The sequence below is a fragment of the Dactylosporangium sp. CA-233914 genome (assembly GCF_050942935.1).
Taxonomy (GTDB): Bacteria; Actinomycetota; Actinomycetes; order Mycobacteriales; family Micromonosporaceae; genus Dactylosporangium.
This window is the reverse complement of record NZ_CP192030.1, coordinates 4853676-4867267: the sequence shown is the minus strand read 5'-3', so window position 1 is coordinate 4867267 and position 13592 is coordinate 4853676. Positions and strand designations below refer to the sequence as shown.

The following is a 13592-nucleotide window of genomic DNA, read 5'->3' as shown; positions in this document are numbered from 1 at the left end:
GCCGGGTCCGGGCCGCTACCGAGGGCGCGCTTGTCCGGCTTCCCGCTCGGCCCAGTGGCACCTGGTCGATGACCCGATGTCGGCGGGCCGCCCGGCGCACCAGACGCCGGCCTCGCGGGCTAGGGGTGTGGCGAGATCGGGAAGCGGCCGCGGCGCCAGTGCCAGTGGCGGCCGGCCCGCAGGTGATCGACGATCGCGCGCTGGAGCAGGGTGCGGCGCGGCAGCTGCTCGAGCGGCGTGGTCAGGCTGCGGAACGCGAACCGCAGCACCTCGACGTCGGCGTCCAGCCCTTCCGGCTCCTCGTAGGGCTCCAGCTCGAACCGCTGCTGGAACCGGACGATGTTGGAGTCCCCGGGCAGGTACTCCAGCAGCTGCGGGTCGAGCAGCCACGAGCCGCAGGCGAAGGCCGTGTAGTGTTCGTCGGGGAAGTGGCGCGGGAAGAACGCGCGGGCCTCGTCGAGCGACGCCGCGACCGCCTCCGGGGTCATCGGCCCCGACTCGGGGATGTGCAGGTCGATGGCGGTGCCACCGCGCTGGTGCTGCAGCCGGCCCAGCTCGTAGATGCCGCCGCGCGCGTGCAGCGTCAGCCAGCTCTGCATGACCGGCCAGCCCTCGCGGTGCATCCGCCGGTCGATCGCGAGGTTGCGGCCCAGGTCGGCGAGGGTCACCCGCGACACGTCATCGGCGATGCCATGGTCGCGGTGGTACCCCGTGACGACGTCGACCAGGGCCAGGTACGCGTACACGTAGAGATGCCGCCAGGCGGGGCCCCGTTCGCGCGGCAGCTCCGGACCGGGCGGCAGCCAGTCGTGGCCCCCGAGATCGGCGCGGACCAGGGCGATCGAGCGGTCGAGCAGCCAGCGCAGCTCCGGAGTCCACAGTGGAGAGCCGGGGTCGGGCCAGCCCGCCATGATCTCGGCGGCGTCGTCCGGCCGCACCGCGAGCCGGTCCAGGAGCGCGGGCGCGTCGGCCTTGGCGGGCAGCGGAGCCGACGGCCGGTCGCCGGCGAGCCGGTGCACGCGGTCGACGTCCTCGACGGGTACCCCGAGAAGGGCGGCGGTGTCGTCCAGATCCACGCGGACGACTCTATCGATCGATAACCATGATCCGCGAGACGGACCGAATTCCGCCTCGTCGTAGCGGTCGCATGTTCCATCCCGTTCCATTCCGCCGCCGCGGCAGTGGTGGATTGACGACAACCCATGGCCGCGGCGGCGCAACTAGCGTTGCGATCCATGAGGGTGAAGGTCTCCATGGGCGGGGCGCTATACAAGGACGAGGGCCGCCTGTACTGGGCGGGCCCGGCGGGGGCGCGCTGCGCGATCACGCCCCGCGGCGAGGCGGTCCCGCACTGGTTCGCCACCTGGCGCGACCTCGACAGCGTCCTGGACCTCGGCGAGCCGGCCTTCGAAGTCGCCCGCCACCTGAACCCATGATCGGGCGGCCGGTAGTTAGTTAACTTTCCTGACTGTGCCAAACGGGCAGGCTGGCAAATCTTTACAAAACCTATCTATTGAACTCGGTCCATGTGATCGTTAGGTTCCCTGACAGCGGCCGCCGCCTACCCCTTGTTCGTGGTCAGGAGGCGTATCTTCGTGCGTCGAAATCCCCTCAGGCGTGTCCTGGTTGCCGCGGCGGCCCTCGCCGTCGCCACCGGATCCGCCCAGCTGTTCGCCGTCCCCGGCGCGTCCGCCGCGGTGGCCGACCCCGCCGCCGCGGTCAACACCCTCATCGGCTCCGCCAACAGCGGGGAGACGTTCCCGGGCGCCGACACCCCGTTCGGCATGCTCCAGTGGAGCCCGGAGAACACCCGCGGCGACCAGACCCGCACGCCGCAGCCCGGCGGCTACGACTACAACGTGACCCGCGTCCGCGGCTTCAGCCTGACCCACATGTCCGGCACGGGCTGCGCCGGCGGCTCGGGTGACGTGCCGTTCCTGCCGTACCCGGGCAACGTCACCTCCTCGCCGTCGTCGGACAGCACGGACGCGACCTACGCGAGCAACTTCAGCCACGCCAACGAGACGGGCGCGGCCGGATACTACCGCGTCGGGCTGGACTCGGGCGTCAACGTGGAGCTGTCGGCCACCACGCACACCGGCGCCGGCCGCTTCACCTACCCGGCCGGCAAGACCGCCTCGCTGCTGGTGCGGACCTCGAACTCGGAGGTCGGCAGCAGCGCCGCCCAGACCACTGTGGACACCGCCAACCGGGTCATCAGCGGGTCGGTGACGAGCGGCAACTTCTGCGGCTACATCAACACCGAGGACCGGCGCAGCTACTACACGCTGTACTTCTACGCCGCCTTCGACAAGCCGTTCAGCAGTACCGGCACGTGGCAGGACGGCACCCTGAGCGCGGGCTCCACCGGCTCCAGCGGCGGCACCACCTACGGCACCGCGGGATGGCCGCCGCCCGGCAAGGGCTCCGGGGCGTACGTCACCTTCGACACCAGCTCCGGCCCGGCCGTCGGGGTCCGGGTCGGCATCTCGTACGTCAGCGCCGCCAACGCCAAGGCGAACCTCGACGCCGAGAACCCGGCCGGGACGTCGTTCGACACCGTACGGACCCGTGCCCACGACGCCTGGAGCGCCGAACTCGGCCGGGTCGCCGTCACCGGTGGCACGAGCGCGCAGCAGACCACGTTCTACACGGCGCTGTACCACTCCCTGCTGCACCCGAACGTCTTCAGCGACGTCAACGGGCAGTACCGCGGCATGGACCAGCAGGTGCACACGGTCGCGGGCGCCCAGCACGCGCAGTACGCGAACTTCTCCGGCTGGGACGTGTACCGCGACCAGATCCAGCTGGTGACCCTGCTGCGCCCGGACATCGGCGCGGACATCGCCCAGTCGCTGCTGAACCAGGCCAACCAGAACAACGGCGTGTGGGACCGCTGGACGCACAACCAGGGCGGCACGCACGTCATGACCGGCGACCCGGGCCACGCCGCGGTGGCGAGCATCTACGCCTTCGGCGGCACCACGTTCGACGCCGCGGGCGCGCTCAACTCGATGGTGTCGGCGGCCACGACGGTCACCGCGGCCGACCTGAGCCGCACGGGCTGGAACGTCATGGTGGTCGGCGAGCGGCCGTCCCTGGACAAGTACCTGTCCATCGGCTACGTCCCCTCCGACGGCAACGCGTGGGGCGGCGCGGGGGAGACCCTCGAGGACGTCTCCGCCGACTTCGGCATCAGCCAGCTCGCCTCCCGGCTGGGCAGCGCGAGCACCGCGTCGCAGTTCCTCGGCCGGGCCCAGAACTGGAAGAACGTGTTCAACCCGGCCACCGGCTACATCCAGCAGCGCAACTCCGCGGGCGCGTGGCAGTCCTTCGACCCGGCGAGCTCGGACGGCTTCGCCGAGGGCAGCGCCGCGCAGTACACCTGGATGGTCCCCTTCAACGTCAACGGCCTGTTCGCCAAGATGGGCGGCGCCGCCGCGGCCGTGTCCCGCCTCGACGGCTTCTTCCACAACGCCGACGGCAGCTGGGCGCTGTCCAGGGCCGGCGGCACCAAGTCCGACCTGAGCAACGAGCCGTCGATCGGCACGCCGTGGCTCTACGACTTCGCCGGCCAGCCGTACAAGACCCAGCAAACGGTCCGCCAGGTCGTCAACACGCTGTGGTCCGACGGCCCCGGCGGGATCCCCGGCCAGGACGACCTCGGCGCGATGTCGGCGTGGTACGTCTTCGCCGCGATGGGCCTCTACCCGCTCGCCCCGGGCCGCGCCGAGCTGCTGCTGGCCAGCCCCCTGTTCACCCAGGTCGCCATCCACCGCGGCAACGGCGCCACCATCACCGTCAACGGTACGGGCGCGGCCACGAACGCGCCGTACATCTCCAGCGCCAAGCTCAACGGGGCCACCACCACGAAGCCGTGGCTGCCGGAGAGCGTCGTCAGCGGCGGCGGCACCGTCGAGCTGACCCTCGGCACGACCGCCAACACGTCGTGGGGCAGCGCCGCCGCCGACGCCCCGCCGTCGTTCGACACCGCCACCACGCCGGCGAACCTGGCCCTGAACAAGCCCGCCACCGCCGACTCGTCCTGCAACGCCAACGAGGGCCCCGCCAAGGCCGTCAACGGCAGTGTCTCGGGCGGCACCAGCGACAAGTGGTGCTCGACGGGCAGCGGCAAATGGTGGCGGGTCGACCTCGGCGCCACCACGGCGGTGCGGACCGTCACCATCCGCCACGCCGGCGCGGGCGGGGAGACCACGGCCTGGAACACCAAGGACTACGACGTGCAGGCGTCCACCGACGGCACGACGTGGACGACGATCGTGCAGGCGCGCGGCAGCACCGCGAGCGTCACCACGCACGCGGTGAGTGTCTCGGCCCGGTACCTGCGGCTCAACGTGCTCACCGCCGAGCAGAGCGGCACCGGCGGCGCGGCGCGCATCTACGAGTTCGAGGTGTACGGCTGATTCCGCAACAGGGGCCCGCCGAGTCCGGCGGGTCCCTTCGGCTTCACCCTGACTGGTGGAAGATCACCCAGATCGCCTGATCCACCCCGAAAGGGGGCCGGGCCGCACACGGGCCCCTTGACGGGTGGCGGAGGCCGACTAACGTGCCGGACCATGGGTTCAGTTGCGTTAGCCGAGGAATTGCTCCTGCTCGCCTACGATGACGAGTCGGGCCGGGCCACCGGGTCGACCATCGGGCTCGACCTGGGCATGGCCGCCGCCGTGCTCGTCGATCTGGCGCTGGCGGGCCGGGTCGCGTACGTCGGGGGCATGATCGTCGCCACCAACGCCGACCCGGTCGGGGAGCCGATCGCCGACGCGGTGCTCACCCGCGTCGCCGGCGACACGCCGCACACGCCCGACTCCTGGATTCAGCGCCTGCGCCACGGGCTGCGCGACCGCGTCCTGGCCGACCTGTGCGCCCGTGGCGTGGTCTGCGACGTCGACGAGACGATGGCCGACGGGTTCAACCACCTGCACCGGTATCCGACCATCGACCCCAGCGTCGAGGCGGACGTGCGGGCCCGGCTCAGCCGCGCGCTGATCGGCGACGAGCAGCCCGACGAGCGCACCGCCGCCCTGGCGACCCTGGTCGCCGCGGTGCGCATGGAGCCGGCCCTGGGCCTGACCGGCGCCGACGTCGCCGCCGCGCACCGCCGGCTGGAGGAGATCAGCGACCATGCCGGGTTCACCGGCTCGGTGAGCATGGAGGAGTCCTCGATCCGCCCGTCGGTCGCCCTGGTGGTCGCGGTCCTGGTCAAGGCCATCCAGACGGCCCTGGGCACGGCCCGCGCCTGAGCCGGCCGGGGTTGCGGGCGCATCGACGGCTGTGCCGTCCCGGGCGCGCCGGCGGTAGGGTGACCCACCATGACCCGGCGGACGACGGCCTCGGCGCTGCGCAAGCATCAGAAGTCGCATGAGCTGGTGCGCGTCGGCCGCGTCTGGTCGGAGGAGACCTTCGAGGGATACGTCGGCGCGGTGTCCGGGCAGTGGGCCGCGCTGACCCCCCTCGCCGGCAACATCTTCCTGGACGGCTATGCGGTCGTGCGGCTCGACGACATCACGTCGCTGGAACCCCGCGGCGGCCCCGAGTCGTTCCCGGCCCGCTCCCTGACCCTCGACGGCGCCTGGCCGCCGCCCCCGCTGCCCGAGGACGTCGAACTGGCGTCGGCGCGCGGCATCCTGGCCTCCGCGGCCCGCCGCTACCGGCTGGTGAGCATCTACATCGAGCGCGACGACCCCGGCGTGGTGTTCCGCGGCCGGGTGGCGGGCTTCGACCAGAAGTCGCTGCGCCTGCTGGAGCTGAGCTCGGCGGCGCAGTGGTCGCGCGAGCCCACGGCCTGGCGCCTGGACGAGATCACGCGGGTCGACTTCGGCGGCGAGTACGAACGCAAGCTCCTGCGCGTCGCCGACGAGCCCCGGTAGGCGGAGGGGCCGGGGGCCCGGCGGGAAGACGCCGCTCAGCGTGAGGCAACGCCCCCCGAGTCCTGTCGAGCACGGGATACCGGGAGAATTTCGGGTAGACGTGCGCCGGCCGACTGTGGAACCTTTCGTGGGGGACCGAATGAGCACGCCGCCGACGACCGGCTCGCCCGCCAGTATCACCCCGAACCTCTTCGGCATCGCGTACGGTGTGGCCGGCCTCGCGGTCGGCTGGCGGTACGCCGCGCAGGTGGGGCTGGCTCCGGCGCTCGTGTCCGACATCATATTCGCCGTCGCCGCCGTGGTCTGGCTGGCGCTGCTGGCCGGCTATGTCGCGCAGGTGCCGCGCCGGCCCGGGCGGTGGCGCGCCGAACTGGCTCACCCGGTGTTCGGGCCGTTCGTCGCGCTGATTCCGATCGTCGGCATGCTCCTGGGGATCGGCCTGCTGCCGAGCAGCCCGGCCGCCGGACGCTGGCTGCTCGGGGTGTTCATCACCGTCACGATCGCCCTGGCCGGCTGGGTGACCGGCCAGTGGATCACCGAGGGTGTCGAGCCGGAGCAGTTGCACCCCGGATACGTTCTGCCCGCCGTCGCGGGCGGGCTCATCGCGGCCATCGGTGCCGCCCTGGCCGGCTGGACCGGCCTGGCCCGGACCTTCTTCGGCCTCGGTCTGGTGTCGTGGCTGGTCCTCGAGGCGATCATCGTGTCCCGGCTGTACCTGCGGGGACCGCTGCCAGCGCCGTTACGTCCGACCCTGGCGATCGAGGCGGCACCGCCCGCCCTCGCCGGCCTGGCGTACCTGGCCATCACGCACGGCCGGGCCGACGCCGTCACCTTCGCGCTCGGCGGCTACACGCTGCTCGCCGTCATGGTCCAGGTGCGGCTCATCGGGTTGTACCGGAAGCTGTCCTTCACACTCGGCTTCTGGGCATTCGCCTTCCCGTACGCCGCCGTCGCCACCTTCACGCTGCACTGGATCGACTACGCGCGCCCGCCCGGGTACCGAATCTGGTCCTGGATCGTGATCCTGGCGATCAGCGCGTTCATCGCCGTCCTCGCCGTTCAGACGGCCATCGTCGTCGCCCGCCGCCGGCTCCCGCGACAACGCCTGCGCCTGACCCATTGACGCCGTGCCGCCGCTCCCGCGCTACGGACCGTCGAAGCCGACCCGGCGCACGTGCGCACCACAACGTCGCGTGGGCGCTGCGCGACCCGGACGCCGGTGAGGATGAGTGAGCCTGGCCGTGGCAAGAGCGGAGCTATGAACCGTCGTCGCCGTCGCGCAGGGAATGGATCATGCTCTTCAGGATCCGGAACGCGTCTGACTGCTCGGTCCCGGTCATGCCGGCCAGCATTCTGACCTCGACGGACCGGACCGCTACGCTCGCCTTCTCCAGGCTCTGTTGGCCGCGTGGCGTGAGCCGCGTGGGAAGAACCTTCCCGACGGGCGCCTCCGCCGGCCTGGTCACGTAGCCCTCTCGTTCCAGGGCCTGGAGCAGCACGTTCATCGACTGCCGAGTCACGAAGGCGCCCCGCGCGAGCTCGGAGTTCGACAAGCCTGGCCGTTGAGCCAGCAGTTCGAGGCAGGCGTAGCGCGTCACGCTCATCCCGAGCGGCCGCAGCACCTCCTCCATGGCCGCGCGGAGGGCGCTCGACGCCTCTTTCAGCAGGTAGCCCAGTGATTTTTCCAGATCGACGCCGGCACCGTCTTGACTCATGTCAGCATTCTGACATACCTTGGTCCGTGTCAGGAAGCTGACATGAAGAGAAGGAGCACCATCTTGCCCGCCACCGGCCCCGACTTCATCTCGCTGCAAGTGCGCGACCTCGACGCTTCGCAGGCGTTCTACGAGCAGTACCTCGGCCTCGTCCGCTCGCAGGCCGGCCCTCCGCACGCCGTTGTCTTCGACACGAAGCCGATCGCGTTCGCGGTCCGCGACGTCATTCCCGGCACCGATCTCACATCCGTTGCTCAGCCCGGCATCGGTGCCGCGATCTGGCTCCACGCCACAGACGTTCAGGCCATTCACGATGCCCTCGTGGCCGACGGTCACACCATCGTCTCCGCGCCGATCGACGGCCCCTTCGGTCGAACATTCACCTTCGCCGACCCCGACGGCTACCAGATCACTCTCCATGACCGTGCCTGAGTCGAGCACCCTGGTTTTTGGGGCTACCGGGGCACTCGGTCGCCACGTCCTGGACGCGCTGGCCGCCCGGGGAAGCAGTCCCAAAACGATCACCGCGGTCGGTCGGAATCAATTGCGCCTCGGGGAACTTGCCTCCGCCGGTTTCGGCACCGCTGCCGTCGATCTGTCGGATTCAGTCGGCGTCGCAGAACTGGTTGCCGGGCACACTGACATTGTGTTGATCTCGGGCCGCGACCCGAATCGCCTCGCTCAGCACGAGTCGGTCATCAAGGCTGCGACGAACGCGAATGTCCGACACGTCTACTACACCAGCGGAGTTCGAGCCGACGATGACCGGTTCGAGATCAATGCGGACCACAGGGCGACCGAGGATGCTCTTACCGCTTCCGGTGTGACGTACACGATCCTGCGGAACACCTGGTACATCGAGAACTACCTTCAGGCGCTGGCCGGCCCCCGCTTCACCGGCGTTCTCGCCGCGGCGACCGGTGACGCCGTCGTTGCGGCAGCCAGCCGGAAGGACCTGGCTGAGGCATTGGCCATCGTTGTCACCACAGATGGGCACGACAATGTCACGTACAGCCTCTCAGGCGACACGAACTTCACCTACGCCGACATTGCCGAAGCGATGTCGGTCGTGCTGGAGCGAGACGTCACTTACCAGCCTGTCACTCCCGAAGCGTTGCAGGTAGCGCTCATCAATTCGGGGATGGACGGCGAGCTGGCCAGCTTCTTGGTAAGTCTCGACGAAACCATCGCTGCCGGGGTTTTTGCTCGGGTCGGTGACGATCTTTCCCGGCTCCTCGGCAGGCCAACGACCGGCCTTGTCGAGGGACTGACGGCAGAGTGAACAGTTGGGCCGCCGCGCCGAGCCGGCAACCTCGGCTCGCGCCGTCCCTTCTCCCGATCAGCGATTCTGGATCAACACCGCCAGTCTGGATCACGTTGAAGCGGCCATCCAGGAGGAACCGTCCACTGGGGAGCGTAAGGCGGCCAGGACCGTGGGTGCCTCGCGGGGCAGGCCGACCAGGATCGCGCCGGTCAGGGTGTCGCCGGCGTAGAGGAGGCGGCGGTACGTCGTGCCGTCGCCTTCGGCCACCACCCGATCGGTCGCGGCGGCGACCAGGCGCCCGGCCGCCAGCACGTCCAGGCCGATGTCCTTGACCAGGATCGGGGTCCGGTCGACGCCGGCGGTCCGGTCGCCGCCGAGGATGTTCGCCGCGACGACCTCGCCGTGGCGCACGGCCGCCGGCCACAGCCCACTGACGGCGCCGCGCACCTCGGCGGCGTCGCCCGCGGCGTAGACGCCCGGCGCGGCCCGCAGCCGGTCGTCGACGACGATCCCCCGCCGGACCGGCAGGCCCGCGGCCCGGGCCAGGTCCGCTTCGGGGGCGGCGCCGGCACAGAGCAGTACGATATCCGCGCTCATCCTCCGGCCGTCGGCCAGCGCCACGGTGCGGACCCGCCCGGTGCCCTCCAGCGCCGCGACGGCGGCGGGCGCCACCACGGCGATCCCGCGGGCGGTGAGATAGGCGCTCAGCAGCGCCGCGGCGCGCGCATCGAGGTGGCGGGCCAGCAGGTGCGGGCCGCGGACGGCGATCGACACGGCCAGGCCCAGCCGGTGCAGGGCGTAGGCGCCCTCGACGGCGAGCGGCCCGGCGCCGACCACGACCGCACGGGACGCCTGTCCTTCGCCATCCAAGATGGTCCGGCTTCAGGGCCGCTGCCTGCGTCGACACAATTGGATGGCACGGATGCATGCTGGATCGTCTGGCGACGTTGGCGGAGTTGGCCGTCGGACTGGACAGGTGTGCCATCGAAGTTTGCCCGATTGGTGCGCGGTGCTCATCGAAGGCCGGTTGCTGTGCTGCCGCGAGTGGCTGCATAACTTCGCCAAGGCGTATCTCGGCGTTGCCAGAAGGCAGTTTGCCGCGCGTACTGGCTCGTCGAGGTTTCTACGCACGGCGTCATCGATCCGCGGATCACTGCCAGCTCAGTCCCTGGTGGAGTCAACGATTGCTGAACGCGTCCCGCACAGCGGCGAGCGCTTCGTCAGCGTCGACGCCGAGCCGACGTACGCTGTCCACGTACTCGCGGGCGCGCTGCTGGACGATCACCGCTCTGCGTCGGCTGACGGCGCCCGGCTGAGGTGCGACGCGGGTGCCGCCGCCCCGGCGCGTGGCCACGTAGCCGCTGACCTCCAGCTCCTGGTATGCCCGGGCAACGGTGCGGGTCGCCAGCCCGAGGTCGGCGGCAAGCTGTCGCACCGGCGGCAGCCGTGCGCCTTCCTTCAACTCGCCAGCGCTTACGAGGTCGGCGATCTGGTCCCGGATCTGCACGTACGGCGGCGCCGGTTGGCTCGGATCAATCGTGATCAGCGGTTCGGCGTTCATCGGACGGCCGTGACCGTCGGGCGTGGCTCAGCCGGGGTGGCGGCCGGAAACACCAGCCGTGCCGCGTAGTAGGCGGCGGCGGCCGACGCGATGATCAGCACGGCGATGAGCCAGGGCCGCGTTTGCGACGCCACCGGCTCTTGGCAGACAAGCGGCTGGCCGAGCACCGAGTAGGCGAAGTAGGCGGCACCGGCCAGCGGCACGGCGACGACGAGGCCGACGGCGGCAACGATCGCAGACGCGGTCCGACGACGGTAGGTGTCGCCCGAACAGGCGGCGGATTCGGCAAAGGGGCGCGCGACGACCCCCCGCAGAGCGACGACTGCCACCGCGATCGTGGCGAGGACTGGAATCGCGTAGTACCAACCCGGCCACGGCCCTGACTGGGTCATGCCTCCAGAGAGGCACCCGATGTGTCGTCCATCGTCCGGGTTTGCCGGTGTGATCTCGGAGAAGTTGTGCGGCGTTGACGCGGCACTGGTGACGGCGAGCAGGCCGCTCAGGCCGACCGTGAGCACGAATACGCCGGCGGCTGGCCCTATCGGCACGATGTCGAGCACGCGACGCCGCACCAGACGGGCTGTCCGCACGCCGGCGCTTTCCGGCCGGGCCACCGTTCGGTCCGCCGCCAGCAGACCCGCGGCGAGCAGCGCGGCCATCACGGGCATCGCGACGGCCGGGCCGATATCAGCCTCCGGCCCCGCCGCCAGCAGAATCGCCGCCAGGAGACCGGCAGACATGCCGGCAAGCCGTAGGAGTCGCCCGCGAGCCATCTGTTCTCCTTGCTTGTATCACTCGATTGCAACAAGTTAGCAGTGGCGCGCACTTGTATCAAGGCCTTGATGCAATCACCGCCGGCGCCGCGGCGGCGAACCGGCAGACGCGCTTTCCCGCTGCCGTGGGCTGCCCGGATCTCGGCGGTCGCTCACGGCTTGCTCCGCCGTTGTCTGACGACGAGGGTGACGTTGCCGTAGGAGACCTCGATGTCGGTGGTGTCGAGGATGCGTTCCCAGATGTGCAGGGCCGAGACGTTGGGGGTGGGCGTCGAGCAGTTCGTCGATGAGGGCGGGGAGTGCGAGCAGGGACGTCTTGTTGGGTGGCTTCCAGGGTGGAGGCTCGGGGGAAGCAACCGCGAGGGCCACGGTTCGGGCGCCGACGCGGAAGCGTTTGCAGAGGCCGTGGACGCTGATGTCGGGTTCGGCGGCGAGGGTCGCGCGGATGGCGCGATAGAGGGCGGGTTTCTCCGAGTGGCGCCGGCGGAGCCGGTCAGTGCGTTGCGGCCGGTGTTTCTCGACGTGGAAATCGGTGAGTGCTCTGGTGAGCGTGTCCGCGGTGCGTCCGGACAGCGCGACGAGGCGTTCTGGGCGGACCGCTGAGAGCCAGGTCGGCCGGCCGGCGAGATAGCGGCGTAGGTAGCTGGGGCGCAGGTGGTTGGCGTGGGCGAGCCGGCGGATGTAGGACTCGACGGTTTCGCCGTGACGTGGCCGGACCGCGATCGGCAGGGTACGCAGCTGCTCCTGCTCGGCGACCGGACGGTGGTCGCTCACGTGGTGGGTTGGGCGCGGGTGCGGTAGTGGTCGGCGGCGTGGTCGAGATCTTCTCGGTGCCGTCGAGGATGGCCTCGATCGCGGCGCCGCGGATCAGGTGGGACAGGCTGCCGATCATTCCGCCGGTGCGTTGGTGCAGGTACTGGTCGAGCCGGCTGAGCGTTCCGGTGCGGTGATGGTGCAGGCGCAGCGCTTGCTCCAGGGAGGCGACCAGGCCCTGCCATTCCGTGGTGTAGGGAAACGGCACGGTCTCGACCAGGGTGAAGCGTCCAGCGATCTGCCTGCCGCGGGTGCCGGAGAACAGGCCCTCGCGCTCGACATCAATGCCGGCGTAGACGAACGTGGCGGGAATGCGTTCGTTATCTGGAGCCAGTACAGGCATGTCCGTGACGTAGTCGACGGGGGTTGAGGTTCCCGGGGATGTCGTCGTGGATGGGATTACCTTCCGCTTTCCATCACGGAAACGGGAGGTGCGATGCGCGTGCAGCGCGTGATCATGCCGGAGACCGGGCGCGAGTCCTGGACACTGCTGGGCGACGAATTGGTTCCGGTCGAGCCGGTCGAGCGGTTCCTGGCCTTTTTGGCGTCGGTCGAGAAGTCTCCGAACACGGTCAAGGCCTACGCCCACGACCTGAAGGACTGGTGGGCCTACCTGTCCCGGCACGGGCTCGGCTGGCAGTCGGTGACGTTGGAGGATGCGGCGGGGTTCGTCGCCTGGTTGCGGCTGCCGCCGGAGGCCCGCGACGGCCGGGTTGCTGTGCTGCCAACGGTGGAGCACCACTGCTCGGCAGCCAGCGTGAACCGGAAGCTGGCGGCGTTGACCTCGTTCTGCGAGTTCCATGCCCGCCACGGCGTCGACCTCGCCGGGCTTCTGGTCAGGATGCAGCCTGCCGGCCACCGCAGATCGGCGACGTCATATAAGCCGTTCCTCCAGCACGTCACCAAGAACAAGCCCGAGCGCCGGCGCGAGATCAAACTGAAGACCTCGCCTCCCCGGCCGAGAGTCCTTACAGTCAAACAGGTTCAGGCGGTCCTGGATGCCTGCGAGCATCTGCGGGACCGCCTGCTGTTCGCGATCTTGCTGGACACTGGCGTTCGCATTGGCGAGGCCCTGGGCCTGCGGCACGAAGACATGGGGATCGCCGAGTGCGAGGTCACCGTGATGCCGCGGGACAACGACAACCTCGCCCGCGCCAAAGCCGGCCGGTCCCGCGTGATTCCGGCCAGCCCGGAGTTGATGCGCCTGTATGCCGACTACCTCAACCGCGAGTACGGGGCGCTGGACTCCGACTACGTGTTCGTCAACATCTGGGCGGAGCCACGCGGCCGAGCGTGGGCCTACCCGGCCGTCTACGACCTGGTTCTGGGACTTCGCGAGCGCACCGGCATCGACTTCGAGCCCCACCAATACCGCCACACCTACGCGACCTGGCTGCTTCGCCGCGGCGCGGGCATGGAGGCGGTGAAGGAGCTCCTCGGCCACGCCTCGATCGCCACCACGATCGACACCTACGGGCACCTCACGGTCGAGGACGCGCGCAAGACCCTCGAGGCCGCCGGCTGGTTCACCGGGCAGGAGGTTCGCTGGTGAGGGCCGCAGCGAAGCCTACTGCGGGA

The 13592-nt window shown here is 70.2% G+C and carries 15 protein-coding genes; 9 read left to right on the top strand and 6 right to left on the bottom strand.

Going from position 1 to position 13592, the window contains the following annotated elements:
• Positions 1-119: 119 nt before the first annotated feature.
• Complete coding sequence (locus ACQPY0_RS21745; protein WP_432991643.1) at positions 120-1076, bottom strand: acyltransferase domain-containing protein; 957 nt, start codon at positions 1074-1076, stop codon at positions 120-122.
• Between the two features lie 159 nt (positions 1077-1235).
• On the opposite strand from ACQPY0_RS21745, the gene ACQPY0_RS21740 reads away from it, so the two are divergent.
• The 5 genes from ACQPY0_RS21740 (at position 1236) to ACQPY0_RS21720 (ending at position 7011) form a co-directional block, all read left to right on the top strand.
• Positions 1236-1436: a hypothetical protein gene (locus ACQPY0_RS21740; protein WP_432991641.1), complete on the top strand. Its 201-nt coding sequence runs from the start codon at positions 1236-1238 to the stop codon at positions 1434-1436.
• Between the two features lie 159 nt (positions 1437-1595).
• A complete protein-coding gene (locus tag ACQPY0_RS21735; protein ID WP_432991639.1) occupies positions 1596-4424 on the top strand; it encodes a GH92 family glycosyl hydrolase in 2829 nt (942 codons plus the stop codon).
• Positions 4425-4577: 153 nt separating this feature from the next.
• Positions 4578-5261, top strand: coding sequence for a GOLPH3/VPS74 family protein (locus ACQPY0_RS21730; RefSeq protein WP_432991637.1), 684 nt, complete (start codon positions 4578-4580; stop codon positions 5259-5261).
• A 69-nt stretch (positions 5262-5330) separates the two neighbouring features.
• Entirely contained in the window at positions 5331-5888 is a 558-nt protein-coding gene (locus tag ACQPY0_RS21725; RefSeq protein ID WP_432991635.1) for a hypothetical protein, read from the top strand.
• Positions 5889-6027: 139 nt separating this feature from the next.
• Positions 6028-7011: a hypothetical protein gene (locus ACQPY0_RS21720; RefSeq protein ID WP_432991633.1), complete on the top strand. Its 984-nt coding sequence runs from the start codon at positions 6028-6030 to the stop codon at positions 7009-7011.
• Between the two features lie 133 nt (positions 7012-7144).
• On the opposite strand, the gene ACQPY0_RS21715 is transcribed toward ACQPY0_RS21720, so the two are convergent.
• Entirely contained in the window at positions 7145-7603 is a 459-nt protein-coding gene (locus tag ACQPY0_RS21715) for a MarR family winged helix-turn-helix transcriptional regulator (RefSeq protein WP_432991631.1), read from the bottom strand.
• A 63-nt stretch (positions 7604-7666) separates the two neighbouring features.
• Here ACQPY0_RS21715 and ACQPY0_RS21710 point away from each other — a divergent pair, with 63 nt between their 5' ends.
• Positions 7667-8035: a VOC family protein gene (locus ACQPY0_RS21710; protein ID WP_432991629.1), complete on the top strand. Its 369-nt coding sequence runs from the start codon at positions 7667-7669 to the stop codon at positions 8033-8035.
• On the top strand, positions 8022-8885 hold the full coding sequence (locus ACQPY0_RS21705) for an NAD(P)H-binding protein (RefSeq protein ID WP_432991627.1): 864 nt from the start codon (positions 8022-8024) through the stop codon (positions 8883-8885). Before ACQPY0_RS21710 ends, ACQPY0_RS21705 begins: the two co-directional genes overlap by 14 nt.
• Positions 8886-8975: 90 nt before the next feature.
• Here ACQPY0_RS21705 and ACQPY0_RS21700 read toward each other — a convergent pair whose 3' ends face one another.
• The 4 genes from ACQPY0_RS21700 to ACQPY0_RS21685 all read right to left on the bottom strand — a co-directional run bounded on the left by ACQPY0_RS21700 (position 8976) and on the right by ACQPY0_RS21685 (position 11975).
• Entirely contained in the window at positions 8976-9704 is a 729-nt protein-coding gene (locus ACQPY0_RS21700; protein ID WP_432991625.1) for an FAD-dependent oxidoreductase, read from the bottom strand.
• A 340-nt stretch (positions 9705-10044) separates the two neighbouring features.
• Positions 10045-10428, bottom strand: coding sequence for a GntR family transcriptional regulator (locus ACQPY0_RS21695; protein ID WP_432991623.1), 384 nt, complete (start codon positions 10426-10428; stop codon positions 10045-10047).
• Positions 10425-11168, bottom strand: a complete 744-nt coding sequence (locus tag ACQPY0_RS21690; protein WP_432991621.1) for a hypothetical protein — start codon at positions 11166-11168, stop codon at positions 10425-10427. The genes ACQPY0_RS21695 and ACQPY0_RS21690 overlap by 4 nt, the downstream gene beginning before the upstream one ends.
• A gap of 108 nt (positions 11169-11276) precedes the next feature.
• On the bottom strand, positions 11277-11975 hold the full coding sequence (locus ACQPY0_RS21685; protein ID WP_432991619.1) for a TniQ family protein: 699 nt from the start codon (positions 11973-11975) through the stop codon (positions 11277-11279).
• A 133-nt stretch (positions 11976-12108) separates the two neighbouring features.
• Between ACQPY0_RS21685 and ACQPY0_RS21680 the strand changes: the two genes are divergently transcribed.
• Both ACQPY0_RS21680 and ACQPY0_RS21675 read left to right on the top strand, forming a co-directional pair.
• Positions 12109-12384, top strand: coding sequence for a hypothetical protein (locus ACQPY0_RS21680; protein WP_432991617.1), 276 nt, complete (start codon positions 12109-12111; stop codon positions 12382-12384).
• A 66-nt stretch (positions 12385-12450) separates the two neighbouring features.
• Entirely contained in the window at positions 12451-13566 is a 1116-nt protein-coding gene (locus ACQPY0_RS21675) for a tyrosine-type recombinase/integrase (RefSeq protein ID WP_432991615.1), read from the top strand.
• Positions 13567-13592: the final 26 nt, after the last annotated feature.